A 15,403-nucleotide genomic window follows, 5' to 3' on the forward strand; every position below is an offset into this window, starting at 1 on the left:
TGTCATTCCGTGCTTGACTGAGCCTGCCCCGTACTTGATACGGGGGAATCCAGTCTTTTGTTTCTCTGGATTCCTGCTGGAGTTTACCCCGTACTCTGATACGGGGCGGGAATGACGTGAAATGATAACTTTTTACCTTAAACTTTAGACTCTGAAATTTGCTGTGCAAATTTCATCTGCGGGTGTAGCTCAGCTGGTAGAGCACAACCTTGCCAAGGTTGGGGTCACGGGTTCGAATCCCGCCACCCGCTCCATGAAGACAGTGACAAGTTACAAGTAACGAGTAACAAGTAGAGAATTTGAAACTCATCACTCGTTACTGGTTACTCGTTACTGAAAACGGCGGCGTACCCAAGTGGCTAAGGGGGAGGTCTGCAAAACCTTTATGCGCCGGTTCAAATCCGGCCGCCGCCTCCATTCCATATTGCTCAAATGTCCAATATCCAGGAAACACAATCCCCACCCTTCTTCCTTAATCTCCATTGTTAATACAAACGCAAAAAATAAATTTACAAAATCCCCTCAGTTACGAGTCGCAACGACCTACATCCCCCTTTTTCAAAGGGGGACTTTTGCGAACCCCTCTTTGGAAAAGCAATTCTCTTTCTGTCCCCCTCTTTGGAAAAGAGGGGCGAGGGGAGTGAGAGAAGAACCACATTTTACAGATTAAAGGGTTCTCTGTTATCATTAATTATGAAGGTCTATATCCTCATAATTGGCATCCTGATTTTTGTGTTCTCCTCGCTGATAACGCTCAATATATTTTTCCAGCAGAGCCTCCAGAATGAGATGGCAGAACAGTTTAACAGGCAGCAGTTACTTCTGGCAAAATCTGAGGCATCTAATATAGAGGGCTTTATCAATGACCTCAGGGAAGAGTCTCTTTTTCTCGCCCATGTTTTATCGAGGATGGAATTCAGAAAATCCGAGGATTACAGATGGGCGACAAAAGAGGTCTTTCGTGGCATGAAGGATATCAGGACGAGTTTTAAGGTCTTTGACTCAAAAGGTAAGGAACTCTATGTTGAGGGTGACTGGCCACCTCCACAGATACCAGACGACTACCTCGAAAGGGCTAAGAGTCTTCAGAAGGACCATGCCTATGTAAGCCATGATATAAAAGGGGTATATGCTGTCGCTCCTGTATACAAAGGGCTTTCTTTTGAGGGTGCGGTTGCAATCAGAGTTTTCTTAGAAGATATAACACGTAAATTCCTTTCCCCGATAAAATCTGGTGAGAGGGGATATGCCTGGATGATGGACAAAGAGGGAGACCTCCTCTATCACCCGACCCAGCCCCAAATGGTGGGTAAAAATCTTTACAGGGCAGATAGCACATGTTTTAAATGCCATGCTTCTTTTGAGCTTGAGAAGAAAATAATTGAGGGAGTTGCCGGACAGTATGGCAGGTATCTGGCTCCTTCGGGCGAGGATAAGATACTTGCCTTCTCAAGGGCATCTATTGGCGGCACTTCATGGATAATTGCTGTCTCTGCGCCATACTCAGAGGTCACATATGCAACTCAGAGAAGCATGAAGCTCTATGCATGGCTGATTATATCGATATTCCTTACAACCACGATAGGCGCAATGGTGATGGTCTTTATTAACAGGAAGAGGATACAGGCAGAGGCAAGGGTAAGGCATCAGGAGGAGCTTGAGAAAGAGCGGATGATGCATTCTGAAAAGCTCGCCTCCCTGGGCCGCTTAACTGCTGGCATAGCTCATGAAATCGGCAATCCACTTACCTCGGTTTTTTCATTTGTGCAGATTTTGAGGGAAATGGAGCAGGACGAATTCAAGAAGGAGAGCCTTGCCACCATCCATTTTCACATAAGCAGGATTGCTGATATAGTGAGGCAGCTCTCAGGATTTTCCAAGATGCCCGCGGTAGAGATGAAAGAATGGCAGGTGAATGAACTGATAGAGTCTGCCCTATCTCTTGTGCAGTATGATAAAAGGGTTAAAGCTATCTCTATTGTTAAGGAGCTTAATAGTGAAATACCTAAGATTACGATTGATGGGAACCAGCTCTCACAGGTATTTGTAAATCTAATATTAAACGCTATAGATGCTATGCCTGAGGGTGGAACCCTGACGGTAATGAGCAGTATTGGGGACGGAGAAATCAGGATAGAGTTCAGGGATACGGGTGTTGGTATTCCCATGGAGAATTTAGCAAAGGTGTTTGACCCATTTTTCACAACAAAGGAAAAGGGCACAGGCCTCGGCCTTACTGTAAGCTACAGCATAATAAGAAGGTTTAACGGCCATATCACAGCGGAGAGCGAGGCTGGCAGGGGGAGTAAGTTTACTGTATCGCTACCATTAGTCCGTGAATAGAAAAAAGAAGACAAAGGATATTTTAAGATGAAGGCAAAAATACTTGTAGTTGATGATGAAAGGGATATATGTAAGGCCCTGGAATTTCTTTTGAAGGCCGAGGGTTATTCTGTAACCTTAGCTTACAGCGGAGAGGAGGCTGTAGAAAGGCTCAAGAAAGAGGAGTTCGATGTAATCCTTACAGATTTAAAAATGGGAGGAATGGACGGCATAGCTGTTCTTGAGAGGGCAAAAGAGTTGAATCCAGAGGTGTCGGTGCTTATGATGACTGCTTTTGCCTCGGTGGAGTCGGCAGTAGAAGCTATGAAAAAAGGTGCCTCAGATTATATCGTCAAACCTTTTTTGAATGAAGAAATAAGATTAACCATAAAGAGGGTTTTAGAGCAGAGGAGACTTATTTCAGAAAACATTGCGCTGAAACAGCAGTTAAGCCAATATATGGGTTGTAAGGAGTTCGTGGGAGACTCTGATGCGATGTTCAAGGTTTTTGATACACTTCAGAAGGTTATCCCAACGAGGAGTAATATTCTTATTCTCGGGGAATCAGGCACGGGTAAAGGGCTTATAGCCGAGATTATCCATTGCAACAGCCCGCGCAGGGATAAACCCTTCATCTCCCTCAACTGTTCTGCTATACCAGAAGGCCTTCTTGAGTCAGAGCTTTTTGGTTATAAAAGGGGTGCTTTTACAGGCGCAGTTGCCGATAAACAGGGCCTTATTACAATAGCACATGAAGGAACCCTTTTCCTCGATGAGATAGGCGACATGCCCCTGAGTCTTCAGGCAAAATTATTAAATGTCCTCGAATCAGGAGAAGTCACACCCCTCGGCGATACAAGGTCAAAGACTGTAGATGTAAGGATTATCTCGGCAACAAATACAGATATTGATAAAAAGATTAAAGGTGGCTCTTTCAGGGAGGACCTCTATTACAGGCTTAATGTTATAGAAATAAAGGTGCCTCTGTTGAGGGAGAGAAAGGGAGATATCCCTCTCCTCATAAACCATTTTGTAAGGAAATTCTCCGAGGAGAATAAGAAGCCCATAAAAGGTGTTGATGCATCTGCCATGTCCCTATTATTAGATTACCCCTGGCCAGGCAATGTAAGGGAATTAAGAAATATCATAGAAAGGGCGGTAGTTCTATGCACTGGCGATGTGATTACTCCTCAGTGCCTGCCAGAAAAGTTCCAGTCGGAATCGACTCGTACCGAGGAGGCCGGCGAGGCCAGAGAGCTACCTCCTCTCAGGGTTTCAGTCAACGAATTTGAGAAAAACTTAATAATGAGGGCATATGACGCTAATCAGAAAAATAAAGAGGCAACAGCAAAGGCCCTCGGCATTGACCTCGTAACGTTATATAGAAAGTTTAAGAAGTTGGGGATTGAGGGTTAGTGAAAAAGGCCTTTTACCTCGGCATGATTATCGGTGGGATAACAGGGATAATTATTGCATTCAGTATGGATGCCATTCTCGGCGGAAGCCTTGGAGGCTGGAGAGAGGCTGTTGCCAATGACCTCAGGGCACTCTTTGGAATCAATCCAGGACTCAATTCTCCTGTAGTTCTCCTGGGAGTGATTGTTGTGATTGCCTTCATAGGCGCCTTTGGCGCCTTTATAGGAGGCATCTTCGGGTTTATCATCGGAAAGCTTTTTTCGCTTTTGAAATAAAGGTACTACTTATGGCATTTATTGCACTCTGTGGAAGAAAATGCTTTTTTCCCGTCATGGCAGGTGCCGCAGTAACTTCCTCTGTACATACCTTCCATAGTCATTTTAGATGCCCCGTATTTCATAAAAAACATCTCAGGATGGCATTCTCTGCATCCGAATCTGGTGTCGTGTGATTTGTGGTTAAATTCTGCAGGGTAGCCAGATGCTTTATAAGTAAAGGAACCGAGGTTATGGCACCTGCTGCATATGGATTTATCTATGGTTATAAACCTGTGAGCTTGAAAGCTGTGGCATTGGTTGCAGTGATAGCCCACATCAGTATGGAGCACATGGGAAAATACTCCTTTCTTCGGCTTCTCAGAAAATTTCTGGTAGGAATGGCATTTAAAGCAGGGAAGTCCTTTGCGGGCTTCGTCCCTTGTGATTATATGCTCAGGGGCTCTTACCTTCTTTTCTTTTTCCAGGGGAGGTATACACGCTACAGAGAACATCAGTATGATAAGTCCGATCGAAGCGACTTTCAGCGAAGACTCGCATCGAGCTGCTAATCTCATTTGCCCTGTTTTTCTCCTGCCTCTTTTCCTCCGAAGAGGCGCTCATATTCAAGGGGGTGTTCCTTTTTAAGGGTTTCAATAGAAATTTTTCCTGTTATCCATGTCATGGCCATGGGGAACTTTTCCCATTTAAGGTGCTCATTATAGAAATGCCAGAATAGAATGAAGACTATGGCAAGGAGCGCCTCATCGCTGTGTAGTATAAAAAGTAGCTCCCATACCCAGTTGAGGCTCCACTCAGGAAAGAAGAATGAAGCCTTTGTTGGAAAGGCTAAAATAAGGCCAGAGATTCCAATAATTCCCATGCCCCAGAAGACTGCCCAGTAGTCGAACTTGTGGATGTAACTGTATTTACCAAACTTTGGTTTTGTCTTTGCGAGCCCCAGGAAATAGAGGAAGTTATGGATTACATCTCTGACATCCTTTGGAAGTGGGATTATGGTTGTGCGCAGGTCAAAACGCATCTTTCTGGTGACAAGCAGATAACCGAGATAAAGGACATGCCACGAGAAGTCTAAGAGCATTGTTATCCCTGCCACACGGTGAATTATCCCTGCTGTTTTTGGGCCGCCCCATATCTTTATCCACCAGCCTGCCTGTTCAACCTCAGGGTATTTAAGCGCCCAGCCTGTGAAGGAAAGGAGCAGGAATGTTGTGAAAAGTATTATGTGCTGAATCCTGAATATTATATTAAATCGCTCGACTTCTTCTGGCAGCTCATTACTCACGCGGTTCCTCCTTTCTTTTTCTAAAGACATTGTCCCTTATCTCTGCATATGCCTCAAGGATTACATGCCCTACTGTGAATGCAAAAACTGAGATGGTAAGTATAATCAACAGTTTTTCTCCGTAGTATGCGATGGGATTGTCTTTCCCCATTGGTTTATGGGTTATGGCTGCGACAAATTTTTTATTAGAGCCGGGATGGCACTTGCCACAGGTCTCAATGCGATTTTCCCATGACACAGGAGACAGGGGGTCATCCCATTTTTTGATATTATGAGATCCATGGCAGTCTATGCAGGTGGGTGCACCGGGGTGGCCGAGAATGTGTTTTTTGCCGTGAAAGCTCTCGTTGTATTTTTCTATGATATGGGTTCCGAGATTATATTTTTTTGCAATATCTTCTCTCTCATGGCATTCACCGCAGGTATGGACTATTTCCCACTTGTTTGCCATTGATTCCCTTAATGCACCTGGCAGTATATAGTGTGGTGAACCGTGGCAGTCAAGGCATAAGGCGCCGTCTTTTTGTTTTTTTTCAAAAATATTTTTTCCATGAATGCTGGCCTTCACGGTTTTATAAGCATCCTCATGACATTGGACGCATGAGGCATAGGCAACAGGGTTCACCATGGCTTTATGGGCTATTGAATCTGCAAGTTCAGAGACTGCCTTTCTGGTCGCATCTTTTGGGGGCTGGTGTGGATTTTCTTTATAATTAATGTGACATGAAATACAGTCCACCCCCCCATGGACTGATTTAGAAAAGCGTTCTTCATCGATATTGACCTCAAACAGGATTCCCTTTTCGGTTCGTACTTTTCCTTTCATTGCACTGTGGCAGACTAAACAGGTAAAAGTTTCGGCGAGAGCCATAGGGGGAGGGAAGGACAGAAGACATAAAAACAAAAACAGAGGTAACTTTCTCATGTCTCCTCCTATGCCTTTTTCCCTGCGGTTGTGGCTTCGAGGGCTGAGCCGATTAAATATCCTATCAGCCAGCCGGCCAGGGAAGCGCCGAGTATAAATATAACCCCTGAAATCGCGACTCCGAGGAGCATCATAATGGCTATGATCGCTTTTGTTCCAACTGTCGGGTTCAGGGGAATGCCGAAAATTTTACCAGCTATATTCAGTCCAAGCACACCACCGATAAAGCTTCCTGGAAGAAGCCCGAAGATGGCAAAGAGCACCAGGCCAATACCCGCTCCGATGTAAGTAAATTTCTTGGAAAGTTCCAATGCCTTCATTGCGCCCCCTATTTATTTAACAGCGGAATCTTTTCTGCCATTTTTATTTTCCCGTGCTCTATCTTTGGATGGCACCACAAACAGTCAATCTGATTTTTTGTCACATGGTTTTCATGAATGAATTTAACATCACTGTACATCTCTACTTTTTCTACGTGGCAGAAATGACACTGGTCTTTAGGCACAATTCCTGTCCCTGTTGTAATCTTTTCGTGGCACTGGTGGCATGTATAACCCATTTTCAATGCCTCCTCGTGTGAGAAAGTCTTGCCCTTTACAGTGATTTTTTCCTTTGGCGCTGTGTGGCATGACGGACATCCTTTCAGGGATTCTCCAGGAGGCATGCCTTTAAAATGGCAGAGGAAGCATACGTTCTTGGAGACCTTGACGTGTTCTCCCTGAACAATGTCTGAATGGCAGCTCCTGCAGTGAAGATTTATGCCCCTTTTCATCTCTGTGAAGTGTGGCCTGTGGTCAAATTTGATGTTTTCTCTGGTGAAGATGACCTTGGACTCGATGAGTCTTCTATCGTGGCATCCTGTCTGCAGGCAATTTTTATCAGGGACATTTGTCCTGGGCCTGGGGTTGTATGTCCCGGCCATGAAACGCAATTGCCCTGATACCGCATTCAATGGTGCGTATTCATGACATTTAAGGCATGCCACCTTATTGTGGGTGGAAGTCTCCCATTTTTCATAAAAGGGGGTCATAAAGTGGCACAGGTTGCAATTTCTTGGATTTGCAAATGCGACTTCTTTGACGTAAAAATAAGCCCCCACGACAACTGCCACAAAGATTAAGGATAGAATAAAAACTTTTTTAGTCATAAACCCTCCTTTTGTTTTTGAGATTTTTTCTCCTTGTTATCTCTTTTTTTGCGCTGTAAAAAACTCAATCAAGTAGCCAATCCCTGTGCCAATGATTGCGCCTATTACAATACTTGCTGCTCCAATACAGAAGATGCCGAGTATAATCCCAATTGCAACTAAGACATTCACGAGCACGCCGGCCTTCAATGGCCCGCCGAAAAGCTTATTGAGGATGATAAGGGTGGCATAGCTTCCAAAATAAAATCCAGGTATGATTCCAAAAACAATAAAGACAATGCCGCCAATTACTGCTCCAACCTTTGTGCCCATGGATACCATATCTTTTCTTATTTCTTTCATGATTTTCCCTTAGAAGGAAATAGTCAGGGCATTTTACCTGACCACATTTCCGTTATTACACAGAAATGCTACCACATAGGACATAGTTTTTGAAGATGCAAAGGGGAAATTTTCCCCTTTGCAGTTAAAAATCAGTCGGCTTTGACAGGCTCTGTAGCAATCTTTTTTGCCTTGAGAAGCCCGGAGACCATTTCTGTGATGTAACCTGTGACTGTGCCGATGATAGCGCCGACAACAAGACTTAATGAGGCAACGCAGGCAATTCCGAGGATAATCCCTGCGGCCATTACTGTCCTCACTAAAACTGTTGGCTCAACAGGGCCACCAAAGAGCTTATTGAGAAGCACTAAGGTGCCATAGCTGCCGAAATAAAACCCAGGGATAATCCCGAAGAACAGAAATGCCAGACCGCCAAATACAGCCCCTATTTTTGTCCCCATTGCGATTATGTCTTTTCTTGCTTTCATGACATTTACCTCCGTTTAAATTTTTTTAACTTACTTTACCGCTGCCTCCTTACCGGCATTCATTACCCTGCGTTCTGTAGTTAGCTCAACGATATGACCGATTAACCATCCGAGGATGGAAAACCCTGCAACAAAAACCACCCCAGCTATCATGACCCCCATCAACATGGAAATCACAACTGTAAGTCTTGCTATAAGACTCGGGGCCAAAGGAAGTCCAAATAGTTTTCCTGCTATGTTAAGCCCTATAACACCTCCGAGAAAAGAGCCAGGCAGCAGGCCAAAGATTGCAAAGATAACAAGGCCAGCCCCTGCACCTATATATGCCATTTTCTTTGCTATTTCCTTTTTCATTTTTCCTTCCCTCTATTTGTTTTTAATGCAGAGTTCATGCCAGAAACTAATTGATTGATTTTAAAGGAAAAATTTGCATAACAGATTTGCAAAATTGAAAATCAACAGGATTTTATTTGCAGAAATGCAAGTTTTTTTCTCTTTTAAGCGGGTTCAATTTTGTCAGCCTGTTGAAAAACTGAGTTTTGATGTCATTCCGAGGAGCCGAAGGCTACGAGGAATCTTAAAACTTATTGAATCGTAACGGCTCTAAGATTTCTCGCTTCGCTCGAAATGACAGGAAAAGAAAGAGGGGCTCTGTGTTCTCTGTGGTTTAAGTGGTTTTGAAGAGGCTTATTAGTATTTAGTATATGAAGGCCATTGGGTCTTTGGCTTTGTGGCAGCGGCTGCAGAGCCTCCGGGATTCTTTCTGGCCGACTATCCAACTGTGGGCCTTATGGCAGTCAAGGCACTCCATGCCTTTATTTATATGGAGTCCGTGCTGCCCTACTGTTGCCTCATTGCCGTGGCACTGGCTGAGACAATCTCTTGATGAGGGTTTAATCTTCCCATGAGGCTTATGGCATTGATGACATTGAAATTCTGACATTGGCCCTCTAACTGCTATATTGTGACATTTCAGGCAGCGCTCTTTTGGAACCATGGCAGGTGTTTTTTCGCTGTAGCTATGACAATTGAGGCAGGCAAAACCCTCCATCCCAATACCGTGGACGCCTTTGTCCTTGTGGCAGTCCTGGCAGGCTCTCCCGTCTGGTTTGAAAAGGTGAAGGCTTTCGCTGTGGCAACTTTTGCACCCTATGTTTTGCATAAATACATGTCTTGCATGGCCGTAGGATTTCCTCAGGGTCAGAGCGCCCTGTGCAACTTCATCGAGGTGACATTCTTTGCAACCCTGCCATGGCTTAATCCTTCCATGGGTCTGAGAAAACTGCGTGGACCCTTTAACCACAAAGGCGACCAGGAGTTGATTCTGCTCGAGGAGGCTCAGGTGATGACATCTCTGACAGACCACATCTCTGTGTTTGCCTTTCTGCCATGCAAGAAATGCCTCTCTCATTAAATGACATGAGGCGCAGAACTGGGGGTCTTCCTGTGTGTGTTTGTAATATTTGTAGCCTACTACTGCTCCGACGATTGTAATAGTAACGAGGAGTGCAAGGACTGCAGGTTTACTCTGTTGTCTGATTGCATTTATTATTTTTCTTGTAAATCCTTTACGGGGCATTCATCTAACAACCGAGGGCTCTTGCCCTTCTTTAAGCTCATCCATAAAGTTCAAACTGAGCCCCTTGTTTTCAAGGTAATCCCTTTCTAAAGACTCTATATAGAATCTGTCAAGCCCGCTGTTGTCAAGAAAGTCTTCCCTGAGAGAAACATTCTTTTCATGAATAACAAGGGGGAGGAGGTGATTTAAATAGAAGGATTCTTTTTTCAGGTCAAAAAGGACTCTTTCAAACAGTCTGTCTGAGACCGCCCACTTAAAGCCTTTTGCTGCAAGTTCCCCGCATATTTCTTCCTTTATTTCTTTTCTGTTTTCTTTCAGGTCCAGGCCTGGGAAGAAGCTCCGCATTTTTTCCTTCATGGCCGCATGCAGCAGGCTGTATAATTTTTCCTCTTTAAGGATTTTATTTATTATGGCAACAATTTCTCTGTACGTAGCATTGCCCTCCTCAATTTTCTTCAGGCCCTCTATGAGGGCTGTTAGTTTCTTTCTTCCATAGCTTGATAGATATTTGTTGCCGAGCAGGTCCTTTACAAAGAGCTCATCAAAGAGTCCGTAGTTCAGGGAATCAAATGCCTTTTTGTTGCCAATTAAACTTCTAATGGGATTCTCGGTAAAATTAATATTTTCTGAGAAAGCAAGCTTATTAAGATGTGCGAATATATTGTCATATCTGTCAAAGTATGTGAGGATGGAGCTGAGCTCTTCCAGTAATGAGAGGGTGTTGGTTTCTCTCGCTATTTCGTCGCATGCCCTGCCGGCATCGAGGATGACGCGCTCAAAACTCATATCACTTTTAGAGCGGGCATTATGCCGTGCGCGTATTAGTTTTACAATGTCTTCGGAAACTATATGGCTTTTGAGCGATGCATCTTTGAAAAATAAATTTTCGATAATTGCCCTTGTCTCCTTTATATATTCCGGTTCTTTTGACTCTAATATTTTTTTGCCCTTTAAAAGTAATTCATCCAGAGTGTCAAACAGGATTATCGGGATGTTATTCCTTATGCTCAATGTCCTCAGCCTTTGCAGTCGGGCTAACCTTGATGGGTGAATGACATCCTCATAACTCATCTCTATCAATATGTCTTTGTATTCGTCTACTATACGCTTATTCTCAGGGTGACTGTACATTACATCTATCTTCATTCTCTCCTGCTGATAACGGTCTATTCTGTATCTTGAGGTGATGTCCTCAAGGAGGAGTTCGCTCTCAGGAGATAAGGTTTTTTCTTTAAAATAAAACTTCTGGAATGCCTTATAATATTCTTCGTTTTCCTTGTTTATTAACTTAAAGAGGAAGATATTGGATTTTGATTCCGCAAGATCAGCAATAAGTTGCTCCAGGAGGTCTGTATCTTTTCCCTCGCCCATAAGTTCAGTTCTTTTAATAAATTTACCGACAGACTTCAATATTATTTCCTGTCTCTTTTTTAATTCGCCCTGATAATCCGAGGAGACAAAGAAATAATAGTTTGTTACTGCATTTCCATCCCGGAATATCTGTTCAAAGGACTCGGAACCTCTGGTGTTGTTAGTGAATGTGATTTTATCCTCTCCTTCGGATATGGCGCCAAACATCACGAGGCGATTTTTTATGTCCCGTTTCTGCAGGTCTTTTATCGGCTGCTCTACGCCGAACATATATTCGCAAAAACTGCCACCTGTACTGTTATAACTAACCCCTGTGCTGTTTATTCTAAATTCATTGCCCTTAAAAAAGAATCTTACATAAGAGTCGCCTTTTTCATAAAAATAAGCTGCACTTATATCAGCACCTCCGATGAGGCTAAAAAATTCAATTTGTGGTGTAATTTTACCGTGGAATCTGAGGTCGTATATCATAAAAAAATGATAACACAGCATTTATAAAAATTAAAAGGCAATGAACTGGAGTTTCCTGAGTTTTTTCAGACCTAAGCATCTAACCAATTGAAATAGTTAAAAAATTGAAGAACGCAAACGGCCAGGGAGTGTCATTCCCGCGAAAGCGGGAATCCAGGGAATAGATAAAAGGTTATGCACTCTCCGCATGAGTAAAAGACATTGAAAATACTGGATTCCTGCTTCCGCAGGAATGACGACACGGAGAGAAGCGCGATGGCATAAAGCTGTTTATAAGATGCAACTTGCGTCTTTAAGCTAAAACTCAGGAAACTCCGGTAAAAGACAGCTTCTCCTTGCCTGACGACTGCTTTTTAGTTAATATAGTTTAGTTATGGATATTGGTATCCCTAAGGAAGTTAAGCCGCATGAGTACAGGGTTGGTATGATACCCTCAGGTGTTTCAGCCCTTAAGAAAGAAGGCCACAGGGTCTTTATTGAGTCAGGCTCGGGGGAGGGGAGTGGTTTTTCTGATGCTGAGTACAGTAATGCCGGTGCCGTGATTCTTCCCTCTGCCTCTGAGGTCTATAAGCGGTCTTCAATGATTGTTAAGGTTAAAGAACCTGTTTCAGAGGAATACGAATACATAAAGGATGGACAGATAATCTTTGCCTTCTTACACCTTGCACCCAATATGGAACTAATCGATATGCTACTTAAGAAAAAAGCCATTGCTATTGGCTATGAGACCGTAGAGTCTGATGGAGACTTGCCTCTCCTCAGGCCAATGAGTGAGATAGCAGGCAGGCTTGCGCCATTAATGGGTGCATACTACCTGCAGAGGCCGGGAGGAGGGGCGGGACTTTTAATGAGCGGTGTTCCGGGTGTTATGCCTGCAAAGGTCGTTGTCTTAGGCGCTGGCACTGTCGGCTATAATGCCGCAAGGATTGCTGTGGCCCTCGGCGCATGCGTTACTGTTGCCCTCGGCGCATGCGTTACTGTTTTAAACAGGGGAATTGAAAGATTAGTACGCCTGGATGAGCTTATGGAAGGCAGTGTAGTGACACTTATATCGAGTCCGGAAAATATAGAGAACGAGGCAGTCACAGCAAATATTCTGATTGGAGCGGTTCTGATATCAGGACAGAGGGCGCCTATGCTTGTTAGCAGAGAACTTGTCAGCCGCATGAAAAAGGGTTCTGTTATTGTTGATGTCTCTGTGGATCAGGGGGGATGTGTGGAGACAACAGTGCCAACCACTCATGATAAACCTGTTTTTTCAGTCAATGGCGTAATCCATTACTGTGTGACCAACATGCCAGGGATATATCCGAGGACAGCCACGATTGCCCTTACAAACAGGACGCTGCCGTATATTATTGAGATAGCTTCTTCAGGCATGGAAAAGGCTGTAAGGGAAAATCCTGCCCTATACAAAGGAGTAAATCTTTATGCGGGGAGGGTGATTCACAATGGCCTTGCATTATCTCTTGGGGTTGAAGCAGAAGTGGTCTGTTCGAAGAGTTCCGACACTTCGGGGAATGAATTAAAATGAAAAATGCAAGATTAAAAAACAAAAGATTCTGGATTTTGGCAATTGCAGTTATCCTATCCGTCCCGTCTTTTTCTTCTGCGACCCAGGACCGGACCGAACTTTTCAAAAAATCAGCAGAGCTGATCGAGAAACGAGAATACAAAAGGGCCGAAGAAATACTCCTCGGTTTTCTCCCTCATTTATCAGAATCCCAGACTGATGAATCTGTTAGTGCGGTGGATACCTGTGGCCTTGAGAGCTCAAGTCAGGAGGAATCTCCATTGAGCTTGTCGAAATGGCAGGGAAGAGCTCATTTTCTACTCGGCAGGCTTTATGAAAGGCAGGGCTCTTTTGACAGGGCAAGGGATCATTACAGCAAGGCCCTCCATTCCTATCCTGTTCTTAGACATTACACATTGAGGTCACTTGCTGAGGTCTACCTTCGCCTCGGAGACTTTGACAGGGCTGTAGAAACTGCCAGGGCTATAAAGAGCGGCCCGCTTTTGAAAGATGCAAGGTGGCTTGAGATTATTGCCCTGCTTGAATCGCAGAAACTCGTAGAGTCGAGTCTCCGACAGGAGGCCAAGAAAGCACTTTACAGATATATAAAGGATTTTCCTAAAGACGATGCTAAATTTATCCTCGCAATGATTCTTAAGTCCGAGGGTGAAAAAGCAGAGGCAGTAAAATTGCTGAAAGAGCTTTATATAAATGCAGGCCCTTTTTCTAATGATGCCTTTGAAGAGCTTAAGGCAATGGATGCAGGTGACCTGTCTGCAGAGGAGACAGTGGCGATGGCTGACAGTTTCCTTCAAAAAGGAAATTTTTCTAAAGCAGAATCAACGTATAAAGATGCGATGAGGAAGGCATCCGCTCAGTTACCCCGAACCGTCGGGGCAACGACCAGTCCCGAACCTTCGGGATCAGTGGCGGATGAGACATTGAGAGACAGGATTGTCTTTTTGCTTGGGGTCTGCCAGTTCAGGGCAAAAAAATATGGAGAGGCAGCTCAAACCTTTAGTAGCCTTGCTGGCCCCGATGCTCTTTACTGGAAGACCCGGTCTCTTTACAGGGCTAAAGATAAAGATGGATTTGATGCTTCTCTCAGAGAATTTGCCAGTAAAAATCCGGATGACAGGCGTCTTGCTGATCTCCTTGTCGCACAGGCCACAGACGCACGGTATTCCGGCAAAACCAATGAGGCAAGAAAGATTCTCAAGAGGGTTTTGCAGAATTTTCCTGAAAATGCCGAGGATGCTCTGTGGACTTTAGGCTGGCTTGACTATCTTGAGGGTAAATATAAAAGTGCCTCGGAATATTTTTCCATTTTATCTGACTCAGGATACATAAAAAATCAAAGTAAATATGTCTACTGGAAGGCGCGGAGTCTTGAGAGGTCAGGGAAAAATGCAAAAAAAGTCATTGAGAATTTACGGATGATAGCTGAAGATAATGGTTATTACGGTTTTCTTGCGAGGGCACGCCTCGGGGTCAGAGAGGCAGTATCAGGACTTCGGCCTGAAAGGCCTTCGAGGCCAGAAGGAGAAACCTATCAGAGGATAGATGAGTTAAGGCTATTAAATATGAAGGAAGAAGAAAGGAGTGAAATAGCTCTGGCCATATCAAGCGCAGAAAGCCTTGAAGAATTCCTTTATCTCGGCTTTGTTGCCATGGACGCCGGTGATTACAGGAGGGTTATTTCTATTGCCGAAAAAATTCCTGCAAAGGGATTGATGCATTTAGCTTACCCGCTCGGATACTGGGATGAAATAAGGCACGCTTCAGAGGTTAAATCCCTTGACCCATATCTTGTTGCTGCCATAATCAGGGAGGAAAGCCGTTTTGACCCTCTGGCTTTATCACGTGCTGGAGCAATGGGTCTCATGCAGCTTATGCCTTCCACTGCCCGCAGGTTGAATGCGAAGTTGAAGGTAGAGATAGGAGATGATTCTGAGCTTTATACGGCCGAGAAAAATATCCCGATAGGTGTCCATTATCTTGCAGCCCTGATGGCGGAGTTCCAAAAAATCCCTTTTGCCCTCGCTGCCTATAATGCTGGAGAGGGCGCTTTGAGGGAATGGCTTCAAAAATCTAACCATAAAAGCTCGGTACGAGTCTCTGACATGGACGAGTTTATCGAGGATATTCCTTACATAGAGACCAGAGAATATGTTAAAAAGGTATTAAAGAGCTACTGGCAGTATAGGAAAATGTGGGGTCTGCCTTCAGACCCAGAGGCTTTAATGCCGTTTTGATTCGCAGTCTTTACTTTTTAGTCCTGTTTTGATAA

15 protein-coding genes and 2 tRNA genes are annotated in these 15,403 nt (G+C 44.1%); 7 read left to right on the plus strand and 10 right to left on the minus strand.

Features of this window, described 5'->3' with window-relative positions:
• The first annotated feature begins 178 nt into the window (after positions 1-178).
• The 5 genes from HZC12_07825 to HZC12_07845 all read left to right on the plus strand — a co-directional run bounded on the left by HZC12_07825 (position 179) and on the right by HZC12_07845 (position 4,013).
• Positions 179-254: transfer RNA gene (locus HZC12_07825), tRNA-Gly, on the plus strand.
• Positions 255-341: 87 nt separating this feature from the next.
• Positions 342-417 (plus strand) — tRNA-Cys (locus HZC12_07830).
• Positions 418-693: 276 nt separating this feature from the next.
• On the plus strand, positions 694-2,343 hold the full coding sequence (locus tag HZC12_07835; protein ID MBI5026614.1) for a cache domain-containing protein: 1,650 nt from the start codon (positions 694-696) through the stop codon (positions 2,341-2,343).
• A gap of 27 nt (positions 2,344-2,370) precedes the next feature.
• Complete coding sequence (locus HZC12_07840; protein ID MBI5026615.1) at positions 2,371-3,738, plus strand: sigma-54-dependent Fis family transcriptional regulator; 1,368 nt, start codon at positions 2,371-2,373, stop codon at positions 3,736-3,738.
• Positions 3,738-4,013 carry a hypothetical protein gene (locus tag HZC12_07845; protein MBI5026616.1) on the plus strand — a complete coding sequence of 92 codons (276 nt, stop codon included), beginning with the start codon at positions 3,738-3,740 and terminating at the stop codon, positions 4,011-4,013. Before HZC12_07840 ends, HZC12_07845 begins: the two co-directional genes overlap by 1 nt.
• A gap of 5 nt (positions 4,014-4,018) precedes the next feature.
• Here the strand turns inward: HZC12_07845 and HZC12_07850 are convergent, their stop codons facing one another.
• From HZC12_07850 to HZC12_07895, 10 genes are all read right to left on the minus strand, one after another.
• On the minus strand, positions 4,019-4,570 hold the full coding sequence (locus tag HZC12_07850) for a cytochrome c3 family protein (GenBank protein ID MBI5026617.1): 552 nt from the start codon (positions 4,568-4,570) through the stop codon (positions 4,019-4,021).
• Entirely contained in the window at positions 4,567-5,298 is a 732-nt protein-coding gene (locus HZC12_07855; GenBank protein ID MBI5026618.1) for a cytochrome b/b6 domain-containing protein, read from the minus strand. The genes HZC12_07850 and HZC12_07855 overlap by 4 nt, the downstream gene beginning before the upstream one ends.
• Positions 5,291-6,124 (minus strand): hypothetical protein, encoded by an 834-nt coding sequence (locus HZC12_07860; protein ID MBI5026619.1) that lies wholly within the window; start codon positions 6,122-6,124, stop codon positions 5,291-5,293. Before HZC12_07860 ends, HZC12_07855 begins: the two co-directional genes overlap by 8 nt.
• 107 nt (positions 6,125-6,231) lie before the next feature.
• Complete coding sequence (locus HZC12_07865; protein ID MBI5026620.1) at positions 6,232-6,543, minus strand: hypothetical protein; 312 nt, start codon at positions 6,541-6,543, stop codon at positions 6,232-6,234.
• An 8-nt stretch (positions 6,544-6,551) separates the two neighbouring features.
• Positions 6,552-7,370, minus strand: coding sequence for a hypothetical protein (locus HZC12_07870; GenBank protein MBI5026621.1), 819 nt, complete (start codon positions 7,368-7,370; stop codon positions 6,552-6,554).
• A 36-nt stretch (positions 7,371-7,406) separates the two neighbouring features.
• Positions 7,407-7,712 carry a hypothetical protein gene (locus HZC12_07875; GenBank protein MBI5026622.1) on the minus strand — a complete coding sequence of 102 codons (306 nt, stop codon included), beginning with the start codon at positions 7,710-7,712 and terminating at the stop codon, positions 7,407-7,409.
• Positions 7,713-7,843: 131 nt separating this feature from the next.
• Positions 7,844-8,179 carry a hypothetical protein gene (locus HZC12_07880; GenBank protein ID MBI5026623.1) on the minus strand — a complete coding sequence of 112 codons (336 nt, stop codon included), beginning with the start codon at positions 8,177-8,179 and terminating at the stop codon, positions 7,844-7,846.
• Between the two features lie 30 nt (positions 8,180-8,209).
• Entirely contained in the window at positions 8,210-8,533 is a 324-nt protein-coding gene (locus tag HZC12_07885; protein ID MBI5026624.1) for a hypothetical protein, read from the minus strand.
• A gap of 343 nt (positions 8,534-8,876) precedes the next feature.
• Entirely contained in the window at positions 8,877-9,758 is an 882-nt protein-coding gene (locus tag HZC12_07890; GenBank protein ID MBI5026625.1) for a hypothetical protein, read from the minus strand.
• Positions 9,759-11,600: a TIGR04442 family protein gene (locus HZC12_07895; GenBank protein MBI5026626.1), complete on the minus strand. Its 1,842-nt coding sequence runs from the start codon at positions 11,598-11,600 to the stop codon at positions 9,759-9,761.
• Between the two features lie 373 nt (positions 11,601-11,973).
• Here HZC12_07895 and ald point away from each other — a divergent pair, with 373 nt between their 5' ends.
• Positions 11,974-13,134: an alanine dehydrogenase gene (gene ald, locus HZC12_07900; protein MBI5026627.1), complete on the plus strand. Its 1,161-nt coding sequence runs from the start codon at positions 11,974-11,976 to the stop codon at positions 13,132-13,134.
• Entirely contained in the window at positions 13,131-15,368 is a 2,238-nt protein-coding gene (locus tag HZC12_07905) for a transglycosylase SLT domain-containing protein (protein MBI5026628.1), read from the plus strand. The genes ald and HZC12_07905 overlap by 4 nt, the downstream gene beginning before the upstream one ends.
• Positions 15,369-15,403 lie beyond the last annotated feature (35 nt).

The organism is Nitrospirota bacterium (genome assembly GCA_016214385.1).
Classification (GTDB): Bacteria; Nitrospirota; Thermodesulfovibrionia; order UBA6902; family JACROP01; genus JACROP01.